This window comes from Micromonospora sp. NPDC048839 (genome assembly GCF_040649915.1).
Lineage (GTDB): Bacteria > Actinomycetota > Actinomycetes > Mycobacteriales > Micromonosporaceae > Micromonospora.
This window is the reverse complement of the sequence record NZ_JBEZGL010000016.1, coordinates 1-17060: the sequence shown is the minus strand read 5'-3', so window position 1 is coordinate 17060 and position 17060 is coordinate 1. Positions and strand designations below refer to the sequence as shown.

Annotated in this window: 18 protein-coding genes and 1 pseudogene; 11 read left to right on the top strand and 8 right to left on the bottom strand. The window is 70.8% G+C overall.

Features of this window, described 5'->3' with window-relative positions; all coding sequences use genetic code 11:
- Positions 1–214: 214 nt before the first annotated feature.
- A complete protein-coding gene (locus AB0C25_RS26165; RefSeq protein ID WP_357376864.1) occupies positions 215–406 on the bottom strand; it encodes a DUF397 domain-containing protein in 192 nt (63 codons plus the stop codon).
- Positions 397–1200, bottom strand: coding sequence for a helix-turn-helix transcriptional regulator (locus tag AB0C25_RS26160; RefSeq protein WP_357376863.1), 804 nt, complete (start codon positions 1198–1200; stop codon positions 397–399). Before AB0C25_RS26160 ends, AB0C25_RS26165 begins: the two co-directional genes overlap by 10 nt.
- A gap of 402 nt (positions 1201–1602) precedes the next feature.
- Between AB0C25_RS26160 and AB0C25_RS26155 the strand changes: the two genes are divergently transcribed.
- Positions 1603–1839, top strand: a complete 237-nt coding sequence (locus AB0C25_RS26155) for a hypothetical protein (RefSeq protein WP_357376862.1) — start codon at positions 1603–1605, stop codon at positions 1837–1839.
- An 87-nt stretch (positions 1840–1926) separates the two neighbouring features.
- Here the strand turns inward: AB0C25_RS26155 and AB0C25_RS26150 are convergent, their stop codons facing one another.
- Complete coding sequence (locus AB0C25_RS26150; protein WP_357376861.1) at positions 1927–2757, bottom strand: PIG-L family deacetylase; 831 nt, start codon at positions 2755–2757, stop codon at positions 1927–1929.
- A 180-nt stretch (positions 2758–2937) separates the two neighbouring features.
- Here AB0C25_RS26150 and AB0C25_RS26145 point away from each other — a divergent pair, with 180 nt between their 5' ends.
- Entirely contained in the window at positions 2938–3834 is an 897-nt protein-coding gene (locus tag AB0C25_RS26145) for an alpha/beta hydrolase (RefSeq protein ID WP_357376860.1), read from the top strand.
- 9 nt (positions 3835–3843) lie between these two features.
- Here AB0C25_RS26145 and prfH read toward each other — a convergent pair whose 3' ends face one another.
- Together prfH and AB0C25_RS26135 are read right to left on the bottom strand one after the other, a co-directional pair.
- Positions 3844–4479, bottom strand: a complete 636-nt coding sequence (gene prfH, locus AB0C25_RS26140) for a peptide chain release factor H (RefSeq protein ID WP_357376859.1) — start codon at positions 4477–4479, stop codon at positions 3844–3846.
- Positions 4476–5663 (bottom strand): RNA ligase RtcB family protein, encoded by a 1188-nt coding sequence (locus tag AB0C25_RS26135; RefSeq protein ID WP_357376858.1) that lies wholly within the window; start codon positions 5661–5663, stop codon positions 4476–4478. Before AB0C25_RS26135 ends, prfH begins: the two co-directional genes overlap by 4 nt.
- Positions 5664–5832: 169 nt before the next feature.
- Between AB0C25_RS26135 and AB0C25_RS26130 the strand changes: the two genes are divergently transcribed.
- The 3 genes from AB0C25_RS26130 to AB0C25_RS26120 all read left to right on the top strand — a co-directional run bounded on the left by AB0C25_RS26130 (position 5833) and on the right by AB0C25_RS26120 (position 7374).
- Entirely contained in the window at positions 5833–6363 is a 531-nt protein-coding gene (locus AB0C25_RS26130) for an AAA family ATPase (protein ID WP_357376857.1), read from the top strand.
- Between the two features lie 127 nt (positions 6364–6490).
- Complete coding sequence (locus tag AB0C25_RS26125) at positions 6491–6739, top strand: hypothetical protein (RefSeq protein ID WP_357376856.1); 249 nt, start codon at positions 6491–6493, stop codon at positions 6737–6739.
- A gap of 293 nt (positions 6740–7032) precedes the next feature.
- Positions 7033–7374: a hypothetical protein gene (locus AB0C25_RS26120; RefSeq protein ID WP_357376982.1), complete on the top strand. Its 342-nt coding sequence runs from the start codon at positions 7033–7035 to the stop codon at positions 7372–7374.
- Positions 7375–7429: 55 nt separating this feature from the next.
- Here the strand turns inward: AB0C25_RS26120 and AB0C25_RS26115 are convergent.
- Positions 7430–8047, bottom strand: a pseudogene (locus tag AB0C25_RS26115) (ice-binding family protein); the annotation flags it as partial.
- A 327-nt stretch (positions 8048–8374) separates the two neighbouring features.
- A complete protein-coding gene (locus AB0C25_RS26110; protein ID WP_357376855.1) occupies positions 8375–9028 on the bottom strand; it encodes a class I SAM-dependent methyltransferase in 654 nt (217 codons plus the stop codon).
- A gap of 130 nt (positions 9029–9158) precedes the next feature.
- Between AB0C25_RS26110 and AB0C25_RS26105 the strand changes: the two genes are divergently transcribed.
- On the top strand, positions 9159–9905 hold the full coding sequence (locus AB0C25_RS26105; protein ID WP_357376854.1) for an SDR family oxidoreductase: 747 nt from the start codon (positions 9159–9161) through the stop codon (positions 9903–9905).
- Positions 9906–9913: 8 nt separating this feature from the next.
- On the opposite strand, the gene AB0C25_RS26100 is transcribed toward AB0C25_RS26105, so the two are convergent.
- Positions 9914–12142 carry a hypothetical protein gene (locus AB0C25_RS26100; RefSeq protein ID WP_357376853.1) on the bottom strand — a complete coding sequence of 743 codons (2229 nt, stop codon included), beginning with the start codon at positions 12140–12142 and terminating at the stop codon, positions 9914–9916.
- A 278-nt stretch (positions 12143–12420) separates the two neighbouring features.
- Here AB0C25_RS26100 and AB0C25_RS26095 point away from each other — a divergent pair, with 278 nt between their 5' ends.
- The 5 genes from AB0C25_RS26095 (at position 12421) to AB0C25_RS26075 (ending at position 16896) form a co-directional block, all read left to right on the top strand.
- On the top strand, positions 12421–13596 hold the full coding sequence (locus tag AB0C25_RS26095) for an FUSC family protein (RefSeq protein ID WP_357376852.1): 1176 nt from the start codon (positions 12421–12423) through the stop codon (positions 13594–13596).
- Positions 13597–13661: 65 nt separating this feature from the next.
- The gene (locus tag AB0C25_RS26090) at positions 13662–14186 is read left to right on the top strand and encodes a hypothetical protein (RefSeq protein ID WP_357376851.1); all 525 of its coding nucleotides are present in this window, start codon (positions 13662–13664) and stop codon (positions 14184–14186) included.
- A gap of 72 nt (positions 14187–14258) precedes the next feature.
- Positions 14259–15101 carry a DUF4097 family beta strand repeat-containing protein gene (locus AB0C25_RS26085; protein ID WP_357376850.1) on the top strand — a complete coding sequence of 281 codons (843 nt, stop codon included), beginning with the start codon at positions 14259–14261 and terminating at the stop codon, positions 15099–15101.
- Positions 15102–15133: 32 nt separating this feature from the next.
- On the top strand, positions 15134–16111 hold the full coding sequence (locus AB0C25_RS26080) for an ATP-binding cassette domain-containing protein (RefSeq protein WP_357376849.1): 978 nt from the start codon (positions 15134–15136) through the stop codon (positions 16109–16111).
- The gene (locus tag AB0C25_RS26075; RefSeq protein ID WP_357376848.1) at positions 16108–16896 is read left to right on the top strand and encodes an ABC transporter permease; all 789 of its coding nucleotides are present in this window, start codon (positions 16108–16110) and stop codon (positions 16894–16896) included. The genes AB0C25_RS26080 and AB0C25_RS26075 overlap by 4 nt, the downstream gene beginning before the upstream one ends.
- The last annotated feature ends 164 nt before the right edge of the window (positions 16897–17060 follow it).

Genomic DNA, 17060 nt, shown 5'->3' with positions numbered 1-17060 from the left:
GGAAACCTGCTCGAAACATTAAGGCCGTCTATGTCTGGGCGTCAACGCTGAAAACTTCCGGAAATTCGTCAGATGACCTGCGGGGGCGCGCCGGAGTCGCCCGCGAAACTTCCGGGGACCGGCGGCGTGCTGTGGCCAGGCTGCCGACATCGCCGAACAACATGAAGCGCCCGCCTCCGATATCGGGGCGGGCGCTTCGTGCGTCTGGCGTTGCTTACGACCGCTCGGCGACCTGACCAACGAAGGCCCGCCAGGACTCCGGCGCGAAGACCAGCGCCGGCCCGGCCGGATCCTTCGAGTCCCGTACGCCGACGACGCCGGGAAGGTTGTCGGCGACCTCTACGCAGGCCCCTTGATTGCTGCCGCTGCGGGTGCTCTTGTACCAGCGTGCGCCGGTCAGGTCCATGACTTTGCCACTTCCGTTATCAGCTCGGTGGACTGTTGCAGGGTCAGCGCCTCGGCGAGGATGGCTTCCCACTGCTCACGCAGGGCCGCTACCTCGGCAGTCCGCTCGACCACCTGACCCCGGAGCCGGTTGTCGAGGTAGCCCACATCAACCACATCCGCCAGGGTCGCGAGGACAAACGGCCCGTCGAGGCCAGCGTACGCGCCGACCCCCCGTGGAACGACATGGATTCTCACGCGCCGCCGGTCTTGGTTGAGCTGCGCCAAGTGGAACAGTTGCTCACGCATCACAGCCGCGCCGCCGACGGGACGCCGAAGGACGGCATCGTCCAGGACGGCGACGAGGCGCGGTGGGTCGCCACTGGTGAGGATCTGTTGCCGGGCAAGCCTTCCAGCTACCCGCGTCTCGACCTCCTCGGCGCTAACCCGGCCGTCGCTCGCAAACACGGCACGGGCGTACGCCTCGGTCTGCAAGAGACCCGGCACCCACGCGACCTCACACCATCGCAACGTGCGGGCCTGCTGCTCGAAAGTGATCCACTCACGCAGCCAGAGCGGCGCGGCGTCAAGGTCTGAGAGCCGATCGAGCAGCCGAGCGAACATTCCTCCGGTCTTCAGCGCGCGATCGATGGCCGTGGCGTAGTCGCCCGTCGGCGGCCGCGAACCAGTCTCAACGGCGCTGACGTGCGTACCTGAATAGCTGATGAGCTTGCCAAAGTCGTCCTGGCTTATCCCGCGTGAGGCACGAGCGTGCCGTAACTCATCGAGCAGGATTTCGGCGGCCGTCATGCTCATGTCCCCCAGCCCTTCCCCACCTCCAGCTCGCGTGCCCCCATGTGTCCCCACCAGGGCAAACGTTGGCCTTCGCGGTCTCTCCAACGTGGTCGAACACCTTCCGACACTAGGCGGTCACGCACAAGAGTGGAACCAGGCGGCGCGGCCGGTAGGGACCCGAACCCGGCGGACGCGTTCGCACCGGGGCCGCCCCTGCGGGCGAGCGCTCATGGGGGCGGCCCTTTCCCAACGGCAGCAGGGGGGAAAATCGTGCCCGACGAGAAGCCGAAGCCCAAACGTGAGCCGATAGCGCCGTGTGAATCCCGGCCACCCGGACCGTTGATCCCGTCCGCTGGCGTGCCGCCGCCGGCCGATCGCCGCGCCCGCCGCTGGACTTCTCGCGTCGCCCGCGCCCACATCCCGATGCGCCCCGCGTGGCTGTGCCGCAACTGCGCCGCGCCCTGGCCGTGCAACCCGGCGCAGCTTCACCTCGCGACCGAGTTCTACGGCCACTCGATCGCCCTCGCGTTCTACATGGCGTCGAACCTGCAAGACGCGACCGACGACCTGTACGCCCTCGGCGCACGTCCCGACGTACGAGCGCTGCACCTGCGCTTCCTCGGGTGGCTGTCGATCTCCCGCCGACCCCGCCGCGCCTAGGTGCTCTGACCGCCTGAGCGAGCAGGTCGCAAGATTCCTCGGTCGCCGCCTGAACACCTCGCCGCTGCTGGGCCGACTCCTCTGCAATCAGCGCAGGCCGGCGAACAGGTCGTTCTCGGGGATCGGCGCGTCGGTGCGGTCCCGCACCCGGACGAAGGTCTCCACCCCCATCAGCTCCGTGAACCGATCCCGGCCCAGTTGCAGGAAGAAGATGTTCTCGGTCTGACTGGCGTGGGTGGCCAGGGCGTCGAACTTCTGCGCCCCGAAGCTGCTCGTGTCCACCCAGGTGCTGATCTCGTCGTCGGGCAGGCCGAGCTGCGGCATCGGCTCCGCATCCGGGTCCGGTGCGTCCCACTCGACGCCGAGCTCCTGCATGATCTGGCCGAACTGCTCGAACGCGGTGCGCGGCACCGTGGTCCAGTACACCTTCGCCGGGGTGTCCGTCTGCTCCACGGCGGCCATGGTGATCCGGTGCGCCTGGATGTGGTCCGGGTGGCCGTAGAAGCCGTTCTCGTCGTACGTGACGATCACGTCCGGCTGGTACTGCCGGATCAGCTCGGCGAGGCGGTTCGCCGCCTCCGCGACCGGCGTCGTCCAGAACGCGCCGGGCTGGTCGTTCGTCGCCCAGCCCATCATCCCGGAGTCGGCGTAACCGAGGGTTTCCAGGTGGCTGACCTTCAACACCGCGCAGCTGGCTTCCAACTCGGCCTGGCGCATCGCCACGACAGCGGCCGGGTCGTGCTTCGGGTCACCCGGTTTGACCCCACCCGGGCCGTCACCGCAGCGCCCGTCGGTGCAGGTCACCAGGACCGTCGTGATCCCCTCCGCGGCGTAGCGGGCAAGGACGCCGCCGGTGCTCGTCGCCTCGTCGTCGGGGTGGGCGTGCACCGCCATCAAGGTCAGAGGTCGCTCAGCCATGCCATCACCCTACGGTCGTGTTCCCACCCGGAGTCGCGCAGGGCGACGCTGTGTGCATCCTAGCCAGTCCGGATCGGGCCGGGGTCGATCACCGACAAACCCTGATCGGCCACCCGGCGGGTCCCTAGATTGAGGCGTGGTCAGCACATCCGAGGGTGAGAACGCGAGGAGAGGTCCGGCATGGGGGCATCGTTCGGTGACGTGCGACAGGTCGACGCCGGGGTCCTGACCATCGGGTACGTCGATGCTGGTCCGTCCGACGGTCCCGCGGTGATCCTCCTGCACGGCTGGCCGTACGACATCCACAGCTTCGTCGACGTCGTGCCGCTGCTCACCGACGCCGGCTACCGGGTCGTCGTGCCGTACGCGCGGGGCTACGGCACGACCCGGTTCCTCTCCGACGACACCATGCGCAACGGCGAACCGGCAGCCATGGGACTCGACCTCATCGCCCTCATGGACGTCCTGAAGATCGACAGCGCGAAGCTGGCGGGGTTCGACTGGGGTGCGCGTACGGCCGACGTCGTGGCCGCGCTGTGGCCCGAGCGCTGCCGAGGGCTGGTCTCGGTGAGCGGCTACCTGATCGACGGCCAGGCATCGGGCCGGGTGCCGCTGCCCCCGAAGGCGGAACTGGCCTGGTGGTACCAGTACTACTTCGCCACCGAACGCGGCCGGGACGGGTATGACCGGAACCGGCGCGACTTCGCCAGGCTGATCTGGCAGACCGCGTCCCCGAAGTGGTCGTTCGACGACGCGACATTCGACCGCACCGCGGCCGCGTTCGACAACCCCGACCACGTGGACATCGTGATCCACAACTACCGGTGGCGGCTGGCCCTCGCACCCGGCGAGTCGCAGTACGACGAGGTGGAGAAGCGATTGGCCGCGAAACCGAAGATCACGGTGCCCAGCATCTCGCTGGAGGGGGATGCCAACGGCGCGCCGCACCTGGAGCCCGCCGTCTACGGCAAGCAGTTCGCCGGGCAGTACGAACACCGGACCGTCGGCGGCGGCGTCGGGCACAACCTGCCCCAGGAGGCGCCCCAGGCGTTCGCCGAGGCGGTGCGGGACGTCTGACCCGGGCCGCTACCCTCGGCGGCCCGATCGCTGGGGCTCCGGACGTTCCACCCGCACCGGGTCGCCGCGCACCAGCTCGTCGTGCACCCGCCAGCGGGCGGTGGTGACGGCACGCCGGGCCGCCTCGTCGCCCTGCTCGACGCGTTGCCGCAGCAGTTGCAGGGCGATCCGGCGGTTGAGGCTGAACTGCCGTTCCTCGTCCACCACGACGACGAGGCCCGACGGGCGGTGCGTCGCGCGGACCGCCGTGCTGGCCTTGTTGCGGTGCTGACCACCCGGACCGCCGGTACGGCAACCGACGACGTCGACGTCCGCTTCGGCGAACGGCGTCGGCGCCGCGTCGGGTGACGGCGGCTGCGCGGTGACATACCAGTTCTTGCGGCCCGTGCTCGCCCGGTACGGACTCGGGGCCTGCCAGCACAGCGTTCCGGTCCACGAGGCCGCGAACTCCTCGGCGTCCGCGCCGGTGATCCGGAGGAGCGCCGAGCGGTAGGTGCCGGGCCGATCGCCGGGTGTCACCTGAACCTGTTCGATCGTCAGACCTCGGCGGGTGCCAGCTCCGGTCAGCCGATGCAGGAGCTGGGCCAGCGCCCAGGCGCACTCACTCGGGCCACGGCCGGCGGACAGCAGCAGGAGCACGCTCACGACCGGCCCCGTCCGTCGCGGTGACCCCGCCGCTGGGTGCGGGGGGCGGACCCGAGATCGGGCGTCTTGTAGGTGACCAGGGGAGTCGTGCTGACCACCGGGGTGGCCAGCCGGTGCTCGACGAGATCGGCGATCACCTGCTCGATGCGCTTGTACGCCGTGGGTGCCTCCTCGAACAGCAGTTGGCGGTCGCCGCACACCACGAGCGAGCCCACGGGCGTGCGCCGTAGTTCCTCGACCGTGTGCTTGGCCCGGCCCCGCCGCAGGGCGTCGGCGCGCGACATCTTCCGACCGGCGCCGTGCGCCACCGAATGGTTGGCCTCCGGCCCGGCGTGGGCGGCCACCAGGTAGGAGGCTGTGCCCCGGGTGCCGGCGACGAGGACGTCGCGGCCGTCGCCCGGCGCCGCACCCTTGCGGTGCAGGTAGACCCCGTCGGAGACCTCGACCAGGTTGTGGCACTGATCGACGATCGGCGGGGTGGGCTCGGCCCCCAACGCGTACGCGACCCGGGCCGCCAGCACCCGCCGGTTGAGCGATCCCCAGCGCACGGCCTCGTCGTGCCTCGTCAGGTAGACGTCGGGATCGGGCGCGGCCCCGGCGCCGTGCACCTCGGTGTGCGCCCGCAGAATCCGTTCACCCAGACCACGGGAACCGCTGTGCACGATCAGCACGAGATCACCGGCGTCGAGCCCGAGACGACTCGCGTGGTTCGCGTCGAGGATGGTGTCGACCCGAGCCAGTTCGACGAAGTGGTTGCCACGGCCGACCGTCCCAAGGCCGTCCAGATGACCGGCCGGAACGTCACCCTGGACGACCGCCCAGGCCGGGTCGTCGGCGTCCTGATCCGGGTCCAACGCGCGGTCGAGATCGGGGAACCGGGCGGCGAGGCGCTCCGGCACAGCACGCTTGAGCTTGATGGGAAACACGGCGATGCCGCAGCCGATGTCGGAACCCACCAGGAACGGGTAGAGCACCCTCGACGACATGGCCGCACCGATGGGCGCGCCCTTGCCGGGGTGCAGGTCCGGCATCGCCGCGACGTGGATCATGCCGTCGAGTGCGGCAACCTGCTGGCACTGGTCGAGTGCGGCGGACTCGATCCAGCTCGCGGGTGAGGCGAACACCGTGACGGTGGCCGGGGTGGACGGGGGCAGGGACTCCCGGGGGGAGTGGTGCTGCAACAAGGAGACTCACTTCGCACGCAGACGCGGGAACGGACGACAGCACGGCCCTCCGGGAGGTGTCACCGGGGGCGAATGCGCGGGGTGGTTCCGTCAGTACGTCATGGACGTCACTCTTGTGCAGCCCGTCCCGTACGGCAAACGATTTCCGGTCGCGGCGTACGCTGCCGCGATGACCGCACCGCGTCGCATCCTGGTCTACGGGGTGCACGGCTCGGGCAAGTCCACTGTCGCCGAGCGCCTGGCCGAGCGCCTCGGGTTGCCGTGGTACCCGGTGGACGACCTGTTGTGGCTGCCGGGGTGGGTCGAGGTGCCGGTCGCGCAGCAGCGCGGGCGTATCGAGGAGATCTGTCGTCGGGACACCTGGATCCTCGACGGCGCGTACCACGGATGGCGGGACGTGCCGCTGACCCGTGCCGACCTGGTGGTGGCCCTGGACTACCCGTGGTGGCGCTCGTTCTGGTGGTTGCTGCGTCGTACCCTGCGTCGCCTGGGTACGGGCGAGGTGATCTGCAACGGAAACCGGGAGTCACTGGGCAGTGTGCTGTCCTCGGACTCGATCCTGGTCTGGCACGCCTCCGCGTTCGGCCGGGAACGGCGGCGAATGCGGGCCTGGCAGGCCGATCCGGCCGGGCCGCCGGTGGTGCTGTTCACGAGCCCGGCGGGCCTGGATGACTGGTTGGCGGGCCTGCCGACCCGGTGACGCCGGTCAGGGCTCGAGCCACGCCGCCGCGCCGCGGATCGCCTGACATACTCGCGGCACTGGGCACCCGAACGCCATCACCAACGACGCCGCCTACCGGGCCGCCCTCGACGAGCGGCACACCGCGATGACCGAGCAGTTCGGTCTCCGCGGCGCCCAGGTGACCGTCCTGGATGTGCTCGACCTCGCGCCGGGGTACGTCCTCGTCCCCACTCAGTGGACGTTGGACTTCGCGCCGCCCACCGGCGAGGCCGGTAGCGCGCGGTTCGCGCAGACCTACGTCGTGCGGCTGGGGGGCGACCGGCCGCAGATCCTGCTCTACCTCTCGCACGAACGCGAGGACGATGCCCTACGGGAGTTGGGCCTGACCGACTGACCGGCCCCTGCTCAGCCCGGCTCCGACCACAGGCCACGCGTCGGCCCATCCCCGGATCGGGGACGGGCCGACGGTGTCCAGGCTGGTCGGTGTTGAGGGGCCCGGCCGGCAGGTCACCGGCCGGGCCACCGATCAGGACTCCCGGGTACGACGTCGGGCCAGGAGGAGCGCGAACGCGCCCAGCACGACCAGCACACTTCCGATGCCCGTCAGGGCCGGGACCGTGCCACCGCCGGTGACCGGCAGGATGGGACCCCTGCCGCCAGGGCGACCGGGTGCGCCCTGTTCTCCGGGTGCGCCCTGTTCTCCGGGTGCTCCTTGCGGTCCGCGTGCTCCAGGGCTACCAGGTGCTCCAGGACTGCCAGGTGCTCCAGGACTGCCAGGTGCTCCAGGTGCGCCAGGCGCTCCGGGGCTACCGGGTGCTCCAGGTGCGCCAGGCGCTCCGGGGCTACCGGGTGCTCCAGGTGCGCCAGGCGCGCCAGTTGCTCCGGGGCTGCCGGGTGCTCCGGGACTGCCAGGGCTGCCGGGCGGACCGGACGGGCCGGGTGCTCCAGGGCTGCCGGGTGGTCCGGACGGGCCGGGTGGCCCGGACGGGCCGGGTGGCCCGGTGGGGCCGGCGCACAGCGGTGCCGTGATGACGTTGGTGTCGAGGGTGACGGCGGCGGTGCGCGCCAGCGCACGGCCCTGGAGGGTCGCGCCGGTGGCCATGGTGATCGCCGCCTGGGCCATGATGGTGCCCACGAAGGTGGTTCCCGTGCCGATCGTCGCCGAGCTGCCGATCTTCCAGAAGACGTTGCAGGCCGAAGCGCCGTTGATCAGGACGACGCTGCTGTTCGACGCTGTCGTCAGCGAGGAGTCGATCTGGAAGATGAACACGGCCGCCGGGTCGCCCTGGCCGTTCAGCGTCAACGCCCCGGTCAGTTGCGCGGCCCCGATCCGGTAGACGCCGGGGTTGAGCGTGTTGCCGCCGAGTTCTGCGGGCAGGTTGGTGAACGGTGTCCGGCCGGCGGCGTCGTTGAAGGCGATGGTCAGGTCACTCTGGGCCTGGAGGGCGACCGCGTCGCCGAGGTGGACCTCACCGCCGATGGTTGCCGTTCCGAAGCCCGACGCGGTGTTTCCCGGGAACCGCCCGAGGCTCTGCCCCAGGAAGCTCGGGCCGGTGTTTGTCGGCTCGGCTCCGGCGAGAACGGAGAAGGTGCCCGCTGTTCCCAGGTTTACCGGTGCGTCGGCGGCACTGGCCGGGGTCGAGCCGAGCAGCAGGAAGCTGGCCGCGACTGCGGCGGCTGCGGATGCCGCGAGCGCCGCCATGAGCCCTCGGCGAAGACGATGATGATGGGGCTTTGCTGTCACAGAACACCCTCCGTGGGTTATTACTTCGCAGGTTGGCTTGGTGAAGCCAAGACCTGCGTCAGACGGCCTGGATGGCACTGCCAAAGTGCGGTGACCACCACATCACGTCCGAGCCGCCGATACCCACAAAACGGGCTAATAGGTGCATTACACGTGCAATACGTATTCACCTTCACATTGCTCTGAACCGCACGAGTGATCGGCTGACCACCTCGCTCGGGGCGGCCGACACCACGGCGGCAGGGCGTCGGTCGTCCTACCGTGTTGGCAGCCCGGCGGTCGTCCTCAGTGCTGGTGTGCCGGCGCGGGCCGGATCGCCCGGCCGTGCACGCAGGGTGAGGACGGGCTGTTGCTGGTGGCCGGGAAGCGGAACCGGCGCAGCTCCTCGATCACGAAACCTTCGGCACTGATGGCGGCGACGGTGTCGCGGTTCGTGTGGCAGCCGGCGAACAACTTCGGCCACAGTGTCGCGTCGAGCAGGCGTTGGGTCCGGTGCAGGCGGCTGCTCTGCTCGGCGGCGACGTGTTCGAAGAAGCGTAACTGGCCGCCGGGGCGCAGCACCCGGCTGGCCTCCGCGAGCGCGCTCGCCTGATCCGGCACGGTGCACAACACGAGCGCGACGACGGCCGCGTCGAACTCGCCGTCAGCCGCGGGCAGGGCGTCCGCCAGACCGTCGACGACGGTGACCGGCACCGGCGCGCTCGGTGCCGCCCGCTCGGCGGCGGCGCGCAGTCGACGTTCCGGCTCGACCGCGACGACCTCGGTCACCGCGGGTGGATAGTGGACGAACATCCTGCCGTTGCCCGCGCCGATCTCGATTACCCGGCCGGACAGGCCGGCGACCAGGTCCCGTCGGAACTCCGCCGTGCCGGCGCGGTCCATGGCGACGCTGAGCCTCTCGTACACCCGGGCGAACACCGGATGGGACACCACGGCCACGTCAGACCTCCAGGGGGACCGGCTGATTCTCGGCGCACTGTTTTGAGCGATTGTCCTGCATCGGTGCACGGTTTCCGTCTTACTGGTGGGCAGCGGTTGCAGACCCAGCACAGACAGGACGTGTTCGACCATGAAGATCGTCGTCATCGGTGGCAGCGGCCTCATCGGCTCCAAGCTCGTGGACAATCTCGGAGCGCAGGGGCACGAAGCGGTGCCGGCGTCACCGAAGACCGGCGTCAACACACTGACCGGCGAAGGAGTGTCCGAGGCACTCGCCGGAGCGGATGTCGTGGTCGACGTGTCGAATTCGCCGTCGTTCGAGGCCGCCGCCGTGCTGGAGTTCTTCGAGACGTCCACCCGCAATCTCCTCGCCGCCGCGGCGGCGGCCGGGGTGGGCCACTACGCGGCGCTCTCGATCGTGGGGTGCGACCGGATCCCGGACAGCGGGTACATGCGGGCGAAGGTCGCCCAGGAGAAGCTCATCGTCGCGGCCGGGATCCCGTACTCCGTGGTGCACGCCACGCAGTTCTTCGAATTTCTCCAGGGGATCATCGACGCCGCCACGGAGGGCGACACCGTGCACCTCGCGCCGGTCCTCATCCAACCGATGGCGGCGGACGACGTCGCGGCCGCGGTGGCCGAGGTCGTGGTCGACGCGCCGACAAACGCGGTGGTCGAGGTCGCTGGCCCGGAGCAGCTCCGCCTCGACGAACTGGGCCGATCCATCCTCGCGTCCCAGCAGGATCGCCGGTCGGTGGTGGCCGACCCGGGTGCCCGGTACTTCGGTGCCACGCTTGGCGAACGCTCGCTGGTCCCCGCCGACGGCGCCCGCATCGCCGCCACGAGCCTCGACGACTGGCGTACCCGAGCCCGGTGAACGGGCCGTTACCCGGCCGCGACGGGTGGGTCCGCCCGTCCACCGAGACGCCGCACCAACTCCCGCACCGCCGCGGTGAACGACTCGTCCGCCTCGTCCGGCCAGTGGCCGTGGATCGGAGGGGGAACGCTGTCGCTGGCCGGCGTCACCACGTCCCGGGGATCGCGTTGTCGACGATCGACGGTGTCTGCCGGGTCGCTGCCCGCAGCCGACCGGGGTGACCGGTGGGCGGAGAAGACCCAGCCGCCGATCGGGTCGGTGTCGCGCCACAGGTTCACCCAGCGCCAACCGACCCGGTGGCCGATGTCGTGCAGTGCCGCATCGTCGATGTAGGCGGGGAAGAGCCGCGCGTAGAGGCGACGCAGCGGTGACCCGTGGGTGAGTAGGGCGACCCGACTGCCGACCTCCGGCGGCAGCTGGAGCACCGTCGCGGCGAGCAGCACCGAGCCGTGGCTGTGCCCGGTGAGCAGCACGGCATGGCCGCTCTCGACGAGGTACGTGATCCGGCGGGTCAGCTCCGGCACGGCGCGTTCGGCGTAGCAGGGCGGTGCGAAGGGGTGGGCGGCTCGGGGCCAGAACGTGCCGAGGTCCCAGAGCACGCCGACGTGCCGCCGGAACGGGATGGTCCGGTAGGCGAAGACGCTGCCGACGATCAGGCCGAGGATGATCGCGGCGATCAGCCAACTGCCGAACGCGATGGCGAAGGTGACCACGTCCGCGGGCAACCCGATGTTTCTCTCGACGGCGTCGCTCGGGAACTGTCCCAGCAGGCCGATGGTGGTGTTGGCCGTGGCGAGGCCGGCGAGGCAGCCGAAGAGCACCGCCAGCGGCACCAGCTTCTCGGTGAACCGGGCCCGGGCTATCGCGTCGCGGACCTGCCGCAGTCGGGTCCTGACCTCCGGCGGCGGGTCCGGGTAGTCGTGGGCGACGATCGCCGCGGCGTCGCGACGCCGGCCCCGGCGGGAGATCACGATGACCAGACCGGCGACGACCAGCGTGACCACGATCGCGCGCAGGAAGCCGAAGATCACCCACGTGTACGCGCGGGGTGGACCGGCGGCGATGCCCGCACCGGTTGGCGTGTCCCGGTCGAGGAAGTCCGCCGCCCGGTAGACCACCTCGGCGGAGTACGCCACCGCGACGCTGATCCCGGCGGCCGCGATCGCGAGCCCACCCAACCCGAACAGCGGTGTCGCACCTCGCCGTCGGTCGCGGCGCCGGAGCAGCACCACGGCCAGCGCGGCCAGCAGGGTGGTCTGTGCGACGAACAGCCCGGCCAGGGTCGTGTCGTAGCCGGGCAGCTCGCGGCGTCCGTCCCACGGCTGCGGGCTGGCCAGCACGTAGGCCACCACGAGGACGGTCAGGACGATGGCGCTGGACCGTAGCGCGTGGGTGATCCCGTCGAGTCGCCGATCGGTCGCCGCCCGGTCGATCAGCGGGGGAGTGCAGAGCGATCCCACGCAGGCGGCCAGGACCACCACGGTGGCCACGGTCAACGCGACGCCGGTGGCGGTGGCGCCGCTGGCGATCCGGGCCAGGAGCAGGGTGAGGTCCAGCGTCGCGAAGGCGGCGGCGACGTGGATCGAGCGCAGCCGCCCGACCAACGGCTCGGCGTTCCACTGACCGACCGCGCCGAGCCGATGCCCGGAGACCTGCTCGGGTGCGCGAAACGCCTCGAACGTCCGCCCCGGCCGGTTGCTGATCCGCCAGATCAGGCCGATCGCGGTGGCCGGGACCAGCGCGAGCACGGCCAGTCGCAGACCGACCGGCCGTCCGCTCAACCAGGACAGCCAGCTGCGTCCGGCGAGGCAGTTCGCCGAGTTCAGACACTTCCAGCCGACGAGATCCAGGGTGACGCCGGCGATGGCGAGCACGTAGAGCACGGTGAGCGTGAGCGCCAGCAACCGGCACAGCGACCGGACCGTCGCCTCGGAACCGGAGTTCGCGGGACGCATCCAGATCGCCACGTTGACCAGCATGAACGGCAGCAGGAAGACCAACCCCAGGGCGCGGACCACCGTCCCGGAGGGCAGATCACCCCAGCGGTACGACTCCAGCGTCACCCCGTGCGCGCCGGTGGCGTCCGAGTACCGGGGGCGCGGCCGGTAGAAGCCTCCGTTGCGGTCACCCGCCACCTGCGCGACCTGCCGCAGGCCCAGCACCTCTTCGGCGTTCGCGCCGGAGACGCCGTGCACCCGCAGCTCCACGATGCCGCCGGTGCTGTCTGGCCCGCTCAACCGCGCTGATCCATCCGAATGTTCCCCCCGAGGCGTCTCGGCAGCCCCCGGGCACACGATCCACCCAGGGCCAGCCCTGCCAGCCCGCCGTGCCGGGGCCGCCACCCAGACGGCGGCAGACCGCGGTCTACCCGAACCGGACGGCCTCAATCGCGGCCCACCCACGCTGCGACGGACGCTGTGGCAGACCTTCGTCGTGGTCGACGCCGCGCTCGGGCGGGGATGTCGACGCACCGGCGCGGGGGGATTGACCGGGTGCTGGCGGGGTAGGTGCCGCCATGGTCGCTGCCGGTCGGCACGGAGCGGACGGCCGCGCTCCGGTCGTGGTCCGACTCTGGGACCGCGTGGTGGCCACGCTGCGCGACCGGATGCGTCGGGTACGGGCCTTCGGCGGGCTCGCTGCGCAGGCCGGTCTGGCCGCGGCGCTGGCATGGTTCGTGGCGCACGAGCTGCTGCACGTGTCGCAGCCGATCTTCGCACCGATCTCCGCGGTCTCCACTCTCGCCGCGTCCGTCGGCCAACGGCTCCGCCGTACCGTCGAACTGATCATCGGTGTCGCCGTGGGGGTGCTGATCGGCGATCTGCTGCTCCTGCTGATCGGCACCGGGTGGTGGCAGCTCGTCCTGATCGTCGTGCTCGCGATCGTGGTCGCGTTGTTCCTCGTGGGCAGTGCGGCGGTGGTGGTCCAGGCCGGAGCGACGGCGGTGCTGATCGCCACGCTCAGTCCGTCCATCCGTGATCTGGAGATCCCTCGGTTCGTGGACGCGCTCGTCGGGGGTGGTCTGGCGCTGCTGATCACCACCGTGCTGCTGCCGCTGAACCCGCTGCGGGTGCTCAACCGGGCCGCGCGGCCGGCGTTGGATCTCCTCGCCACCCAACTCGACGCGACCGCCGGCGCGCTGGCCGAGCGGGACGCTGATCGGGCCCGCGCCGCCCGTAGCGAACTGCGGCAGAACAAGGGTCAGGTGCAGGCGTTCGTCGAGGCGACCCAGGGCGCGCGGGAGGCCAGCGTCCTGTCGCCGGCGCACTGGCGCGAACGGCACGGTCCGGTGAGCCGGTACGCGCAGGCGGCAGAGCCGATCGACCGGGCGATGCGCAACAGCGGGACCCTCATCCGCCGGTCGGTGACGCTGATCGAGGACGGTGAACCGGTCCCGGACGCGCTGCCGGGGGCGGTGGCCGATCTCGCCGAGGCCGTCCGGTTGCTCAAGCGGCAGTTCGCCGCCGCGGTCGAGCCGAACCGGGCACGTGAGCAGGCGCTGCGGGCGGTCCGGGCAGCCGGTGCGGCCTATCGGGAGGGGGTCGGCTTCTCCGGGGCGGTGGTGGTGGCGCAGGTCCGGACGACCGTCAGCGACCTGCTGGTGGCCTCCGGGCTGACCCAGGCGGAGGCGAACCACCTGGTCCGGGGCATCTTCGGCGAGCTGGAAGCGCCAGGCGTGCCGCGGCGGGACTAATCCGCCGGCACCATTGTGAGCCACGCCTGTTGCACTTTGAGCCAAAGTGGTGCCATGATGGTGCCATGGAGCTGAGGTCGTACGTCGAGAACCTGCGAGACGAGTTCGCCATTGCCGCGGAGGGGGTCGACCCCGAGGCCCGGATGCTGGCCGAACGGCTCTTCGCCCAGTTGGAGGCGGCGACACGTCTCACGTTGCTCGAGGCCCTGTCCGACGCCGCCGACGAGATCACCCGCGATCTCGCCCCGGGTTCGGTGCACGTCCGGTTGCGCGGGCGCGAACCGGACTTCGTGGTGACGCCGGCCAGCCCGCTCGTCGACGAGGTGAGTGAGGCCAGCGGCCCGCCGCCGCTCGCCGCGCCAGCCCCCGCGCCGGAGGGGGAGGACGGTGGCACCTCGAGGATCAACCTCCGACTCCCCGACCACCTCAAGGCAAGCGTGGAGGAGGCCGCCGGGCGGGCCGGGCTCTCGGTCAACGCCTGGCTGGTGCGCGCCGTCGCCGGTGCCGTCAGCGCCGGCGAGACGGAGCGTCGCCCGCCCCGTCGGGTGGAGCCACGCTCCGGCCAGCACATCACCGGCTGGGCCCGCTGACTCTCCGTACCCCCTTGTTTTCGCGCCGCTGACCAGCGGCGACAGTCGCCGACCACCTTTCGGGAGACCACCATGCCTGTTTTCGAAACACCAGAACCCATCGCCGTCCGGGTCGAGCTGCCCGTGGGAGATGTCTGGATCAAAGCGACCGACCGCACCGACACCGTGGTGACGGTGCGGCCCCGCGACCCGTCGAGCAAGGCCGACGTGAGCACCGCGGAACAGACCACCGTCCAGTACGCCGCAGGACAACTGTCGATCAGGGTGTCGAAGAGTTGGCGCCGCTACGGCTTCGGTTCCGGGCCGTCGGTCGACGTCCTGATCGAGCTGCCGGCCGGGTCGCGGGTGCACGGCGAGTCGTCCTGGGCGGCGTTCCGCTGCGAGGGTCGGCTGGGCGAGTGCCGGATCAAGACCGGGAGCGGGATCCGGCTCGACGAGACCGGGCCGTTGGACATCGACAGCAGCCACGGCGAGGTCGCGGTGGAGCGGGTCACCGGCTCGGCCCGGGTGAAGGTCTCCTCCGGCAAGGTCCGCATCGGGGCGGTCGACGGCGACGCCGAGATCAAGAACTCCTCCGGTGACTGCTGGATCGGCCGCAGCGGCGGCGACGTCCGGGTCAACACCGCGTACGGCGACATCACCCTCGACGCGCCGCTGGCCTCGGTGACGGCCCGCACCGCCTACGGCAACGTCCGGTTGGGTGAGGTCGTCCGGGGGGCGATCGAGCTGAACACCTCCTACGGGGCCATCGAGGTCGGCATCCGACGTGGGACCGCCGCCTGGCTCGACGTCAGTTCCAAGCACGGCCGCGTCCACAACGCCCTGGAGACGACCGACGGCCCGGCGCAGACCGACGAGACGGTCGAGGTCCGGGCGAACACCTCCTACGGCGACATCATGATCCGCCGCGCCTGACCCGCCGCACCGCGACCACGAAGGAGGAGACCATGACCAGCTCCACGAAGCCCGCGATCGTCGCAACCGACCTGCGGAAGTCCTACGGTGACAAGGTCGTGCTGGACGGCATCGACCTGGTGATCAGCGAGGGAACGATCTTCGCGCTGCTCGGCCCCAACGGCGCCGGCAAGACCACCACCGTGCAGATTCTCTCCACCCTGATCAACGCCGACGGCGGTCACGCCCGCGTCTTCGGCCACGACCTGACCCGAGACCCCGACGCGGTACGCGAACTGATCGGCGTCACCGGCCAGTTCTCCGCCGTCGACAACCTGCTCACCGGCCGGGAGAACCTCACCCTGATGGCCGACCTGTGTCACCTGGACAAGGGCGCCGGCCGGCGGCGGATCACCGAACTGCTCGACCAGTTCGACCTGACCGAGGCGGCCGGCAAGCCGGTGTCGACGTACTCGGGGGGCATGCGGCGCAGGCTCGACCTCGCGATGACCCTGGTCGGCGCGCCCCGCGTGATCTTCCTCGACGAGCCGACCACCGGGCTCGACCCGCGCAGCCGCCGGGCCATGTGGCACATCATCCGCGCGCTCGCCGCCGAGGGCGTCACCATCCTGCTCACCACCCAGTACCTGGAGGAGGCCGACCAGCTCGCCGACCGCGTCGCGTTCCTCGACCACGGCCGGCTGATCGCCGAGGGCACCCCACGTGAACTCAAGCGGCTCATCCCGGGTGGCCACGTGGTGCTGCAGTTCGCCGACCAGGACGGGCTCGACTCGGCGGCCCGTACGTTCGCCGCCGGTAGGCGGGACGACGCGGCGCTCACCCTCCAGGTGCCGAGCGACGGCGGGGTCGGGTCGCTGCGTTCGCTTCTCGACCACCTCGACCGTGCCTCGATCAGCGTGGCCGGGCTCTCCGTGCACACCCCCGACCTCGACGACGTCTTCCTCACCCTCACCGGCCAGCCGGACTCCCGCGCCGGCCGACCCGACCAGGAAAGGGCTCCAGTGCGATGAGCACCGTCTCCCTCGCCGTGCGCGACTCGAGCACCATGCTGCGACGCAACCTCCTGCACATGCGGCGGTACCCGTCGATGACCATGCTGCTCATCGGCATCCCGATCATCATCCTGTTGCTCTTCGTCTACGTCTTCGGCGGCACGCTCGGCGCCGGCCTCGGCCCGTCCGGCGGTCGCTCCCAGTACGCCAACTACGTCACCCCCGGCATCCTGCTCATCACGGTGGTCAGCGCGGCGCAGGGCACCGCCATCTCGGTCGCGATGGACATGACCGAGGGCATCATCGCCCGGTTCCGGACGATGGCGATCTTCCGACCGTCGGTGCTCACCGGCCACGTACTGGGCAGCCTGGTGCAGACCCTGCTCAGCCTCGCGGCCGTCATCGGCGTGGCGCTGCTCGTCGGGTTCCGGCCCACGGCCAACCCGGTCGAGTGGGTCGCGGCGATCGGCGTCCTCGCCATGATCACCTTTGCGCTCACCTGGCTGTCGGTGGCCCTCGGTCTGGTGAGCGAGAGTGTCGAGACGGCCAGCAACCTGCCCATGCCGCTGATCCTCCTGCCATTCCTCGGCAGCGGCTTCGTCCCCACCGACTCCATGCCGACCCCGGTCCGGTGGTTCGCCGACTACCAGCCCTTCACGCCCGTCATGGAGACCCTTCGCGGCCTGCTGCTCGGCACCGGGATCGGCGCCAACGGGATCATCGCGGTGGTCTGGTGCGTCGTCATCACCGTGGGCTGCTTCTTCTGGGCCAAGGCGCTGTACAACCGCAGTCGGGCCACCTGAATCCCGGCCCCCGCCCGACGTCCCGCCATCGCGACGGACAGCCGGCGACTCGGCCCTCGGGGCCGAGTCCAGCAACGCGTAGCCGACCGACGCCTCGCCGGCCGCCACGTCGGTGTACGACAGCCCGCAACTGCCCACCGGCTCCCCGCCGGCCACGTCCGTGA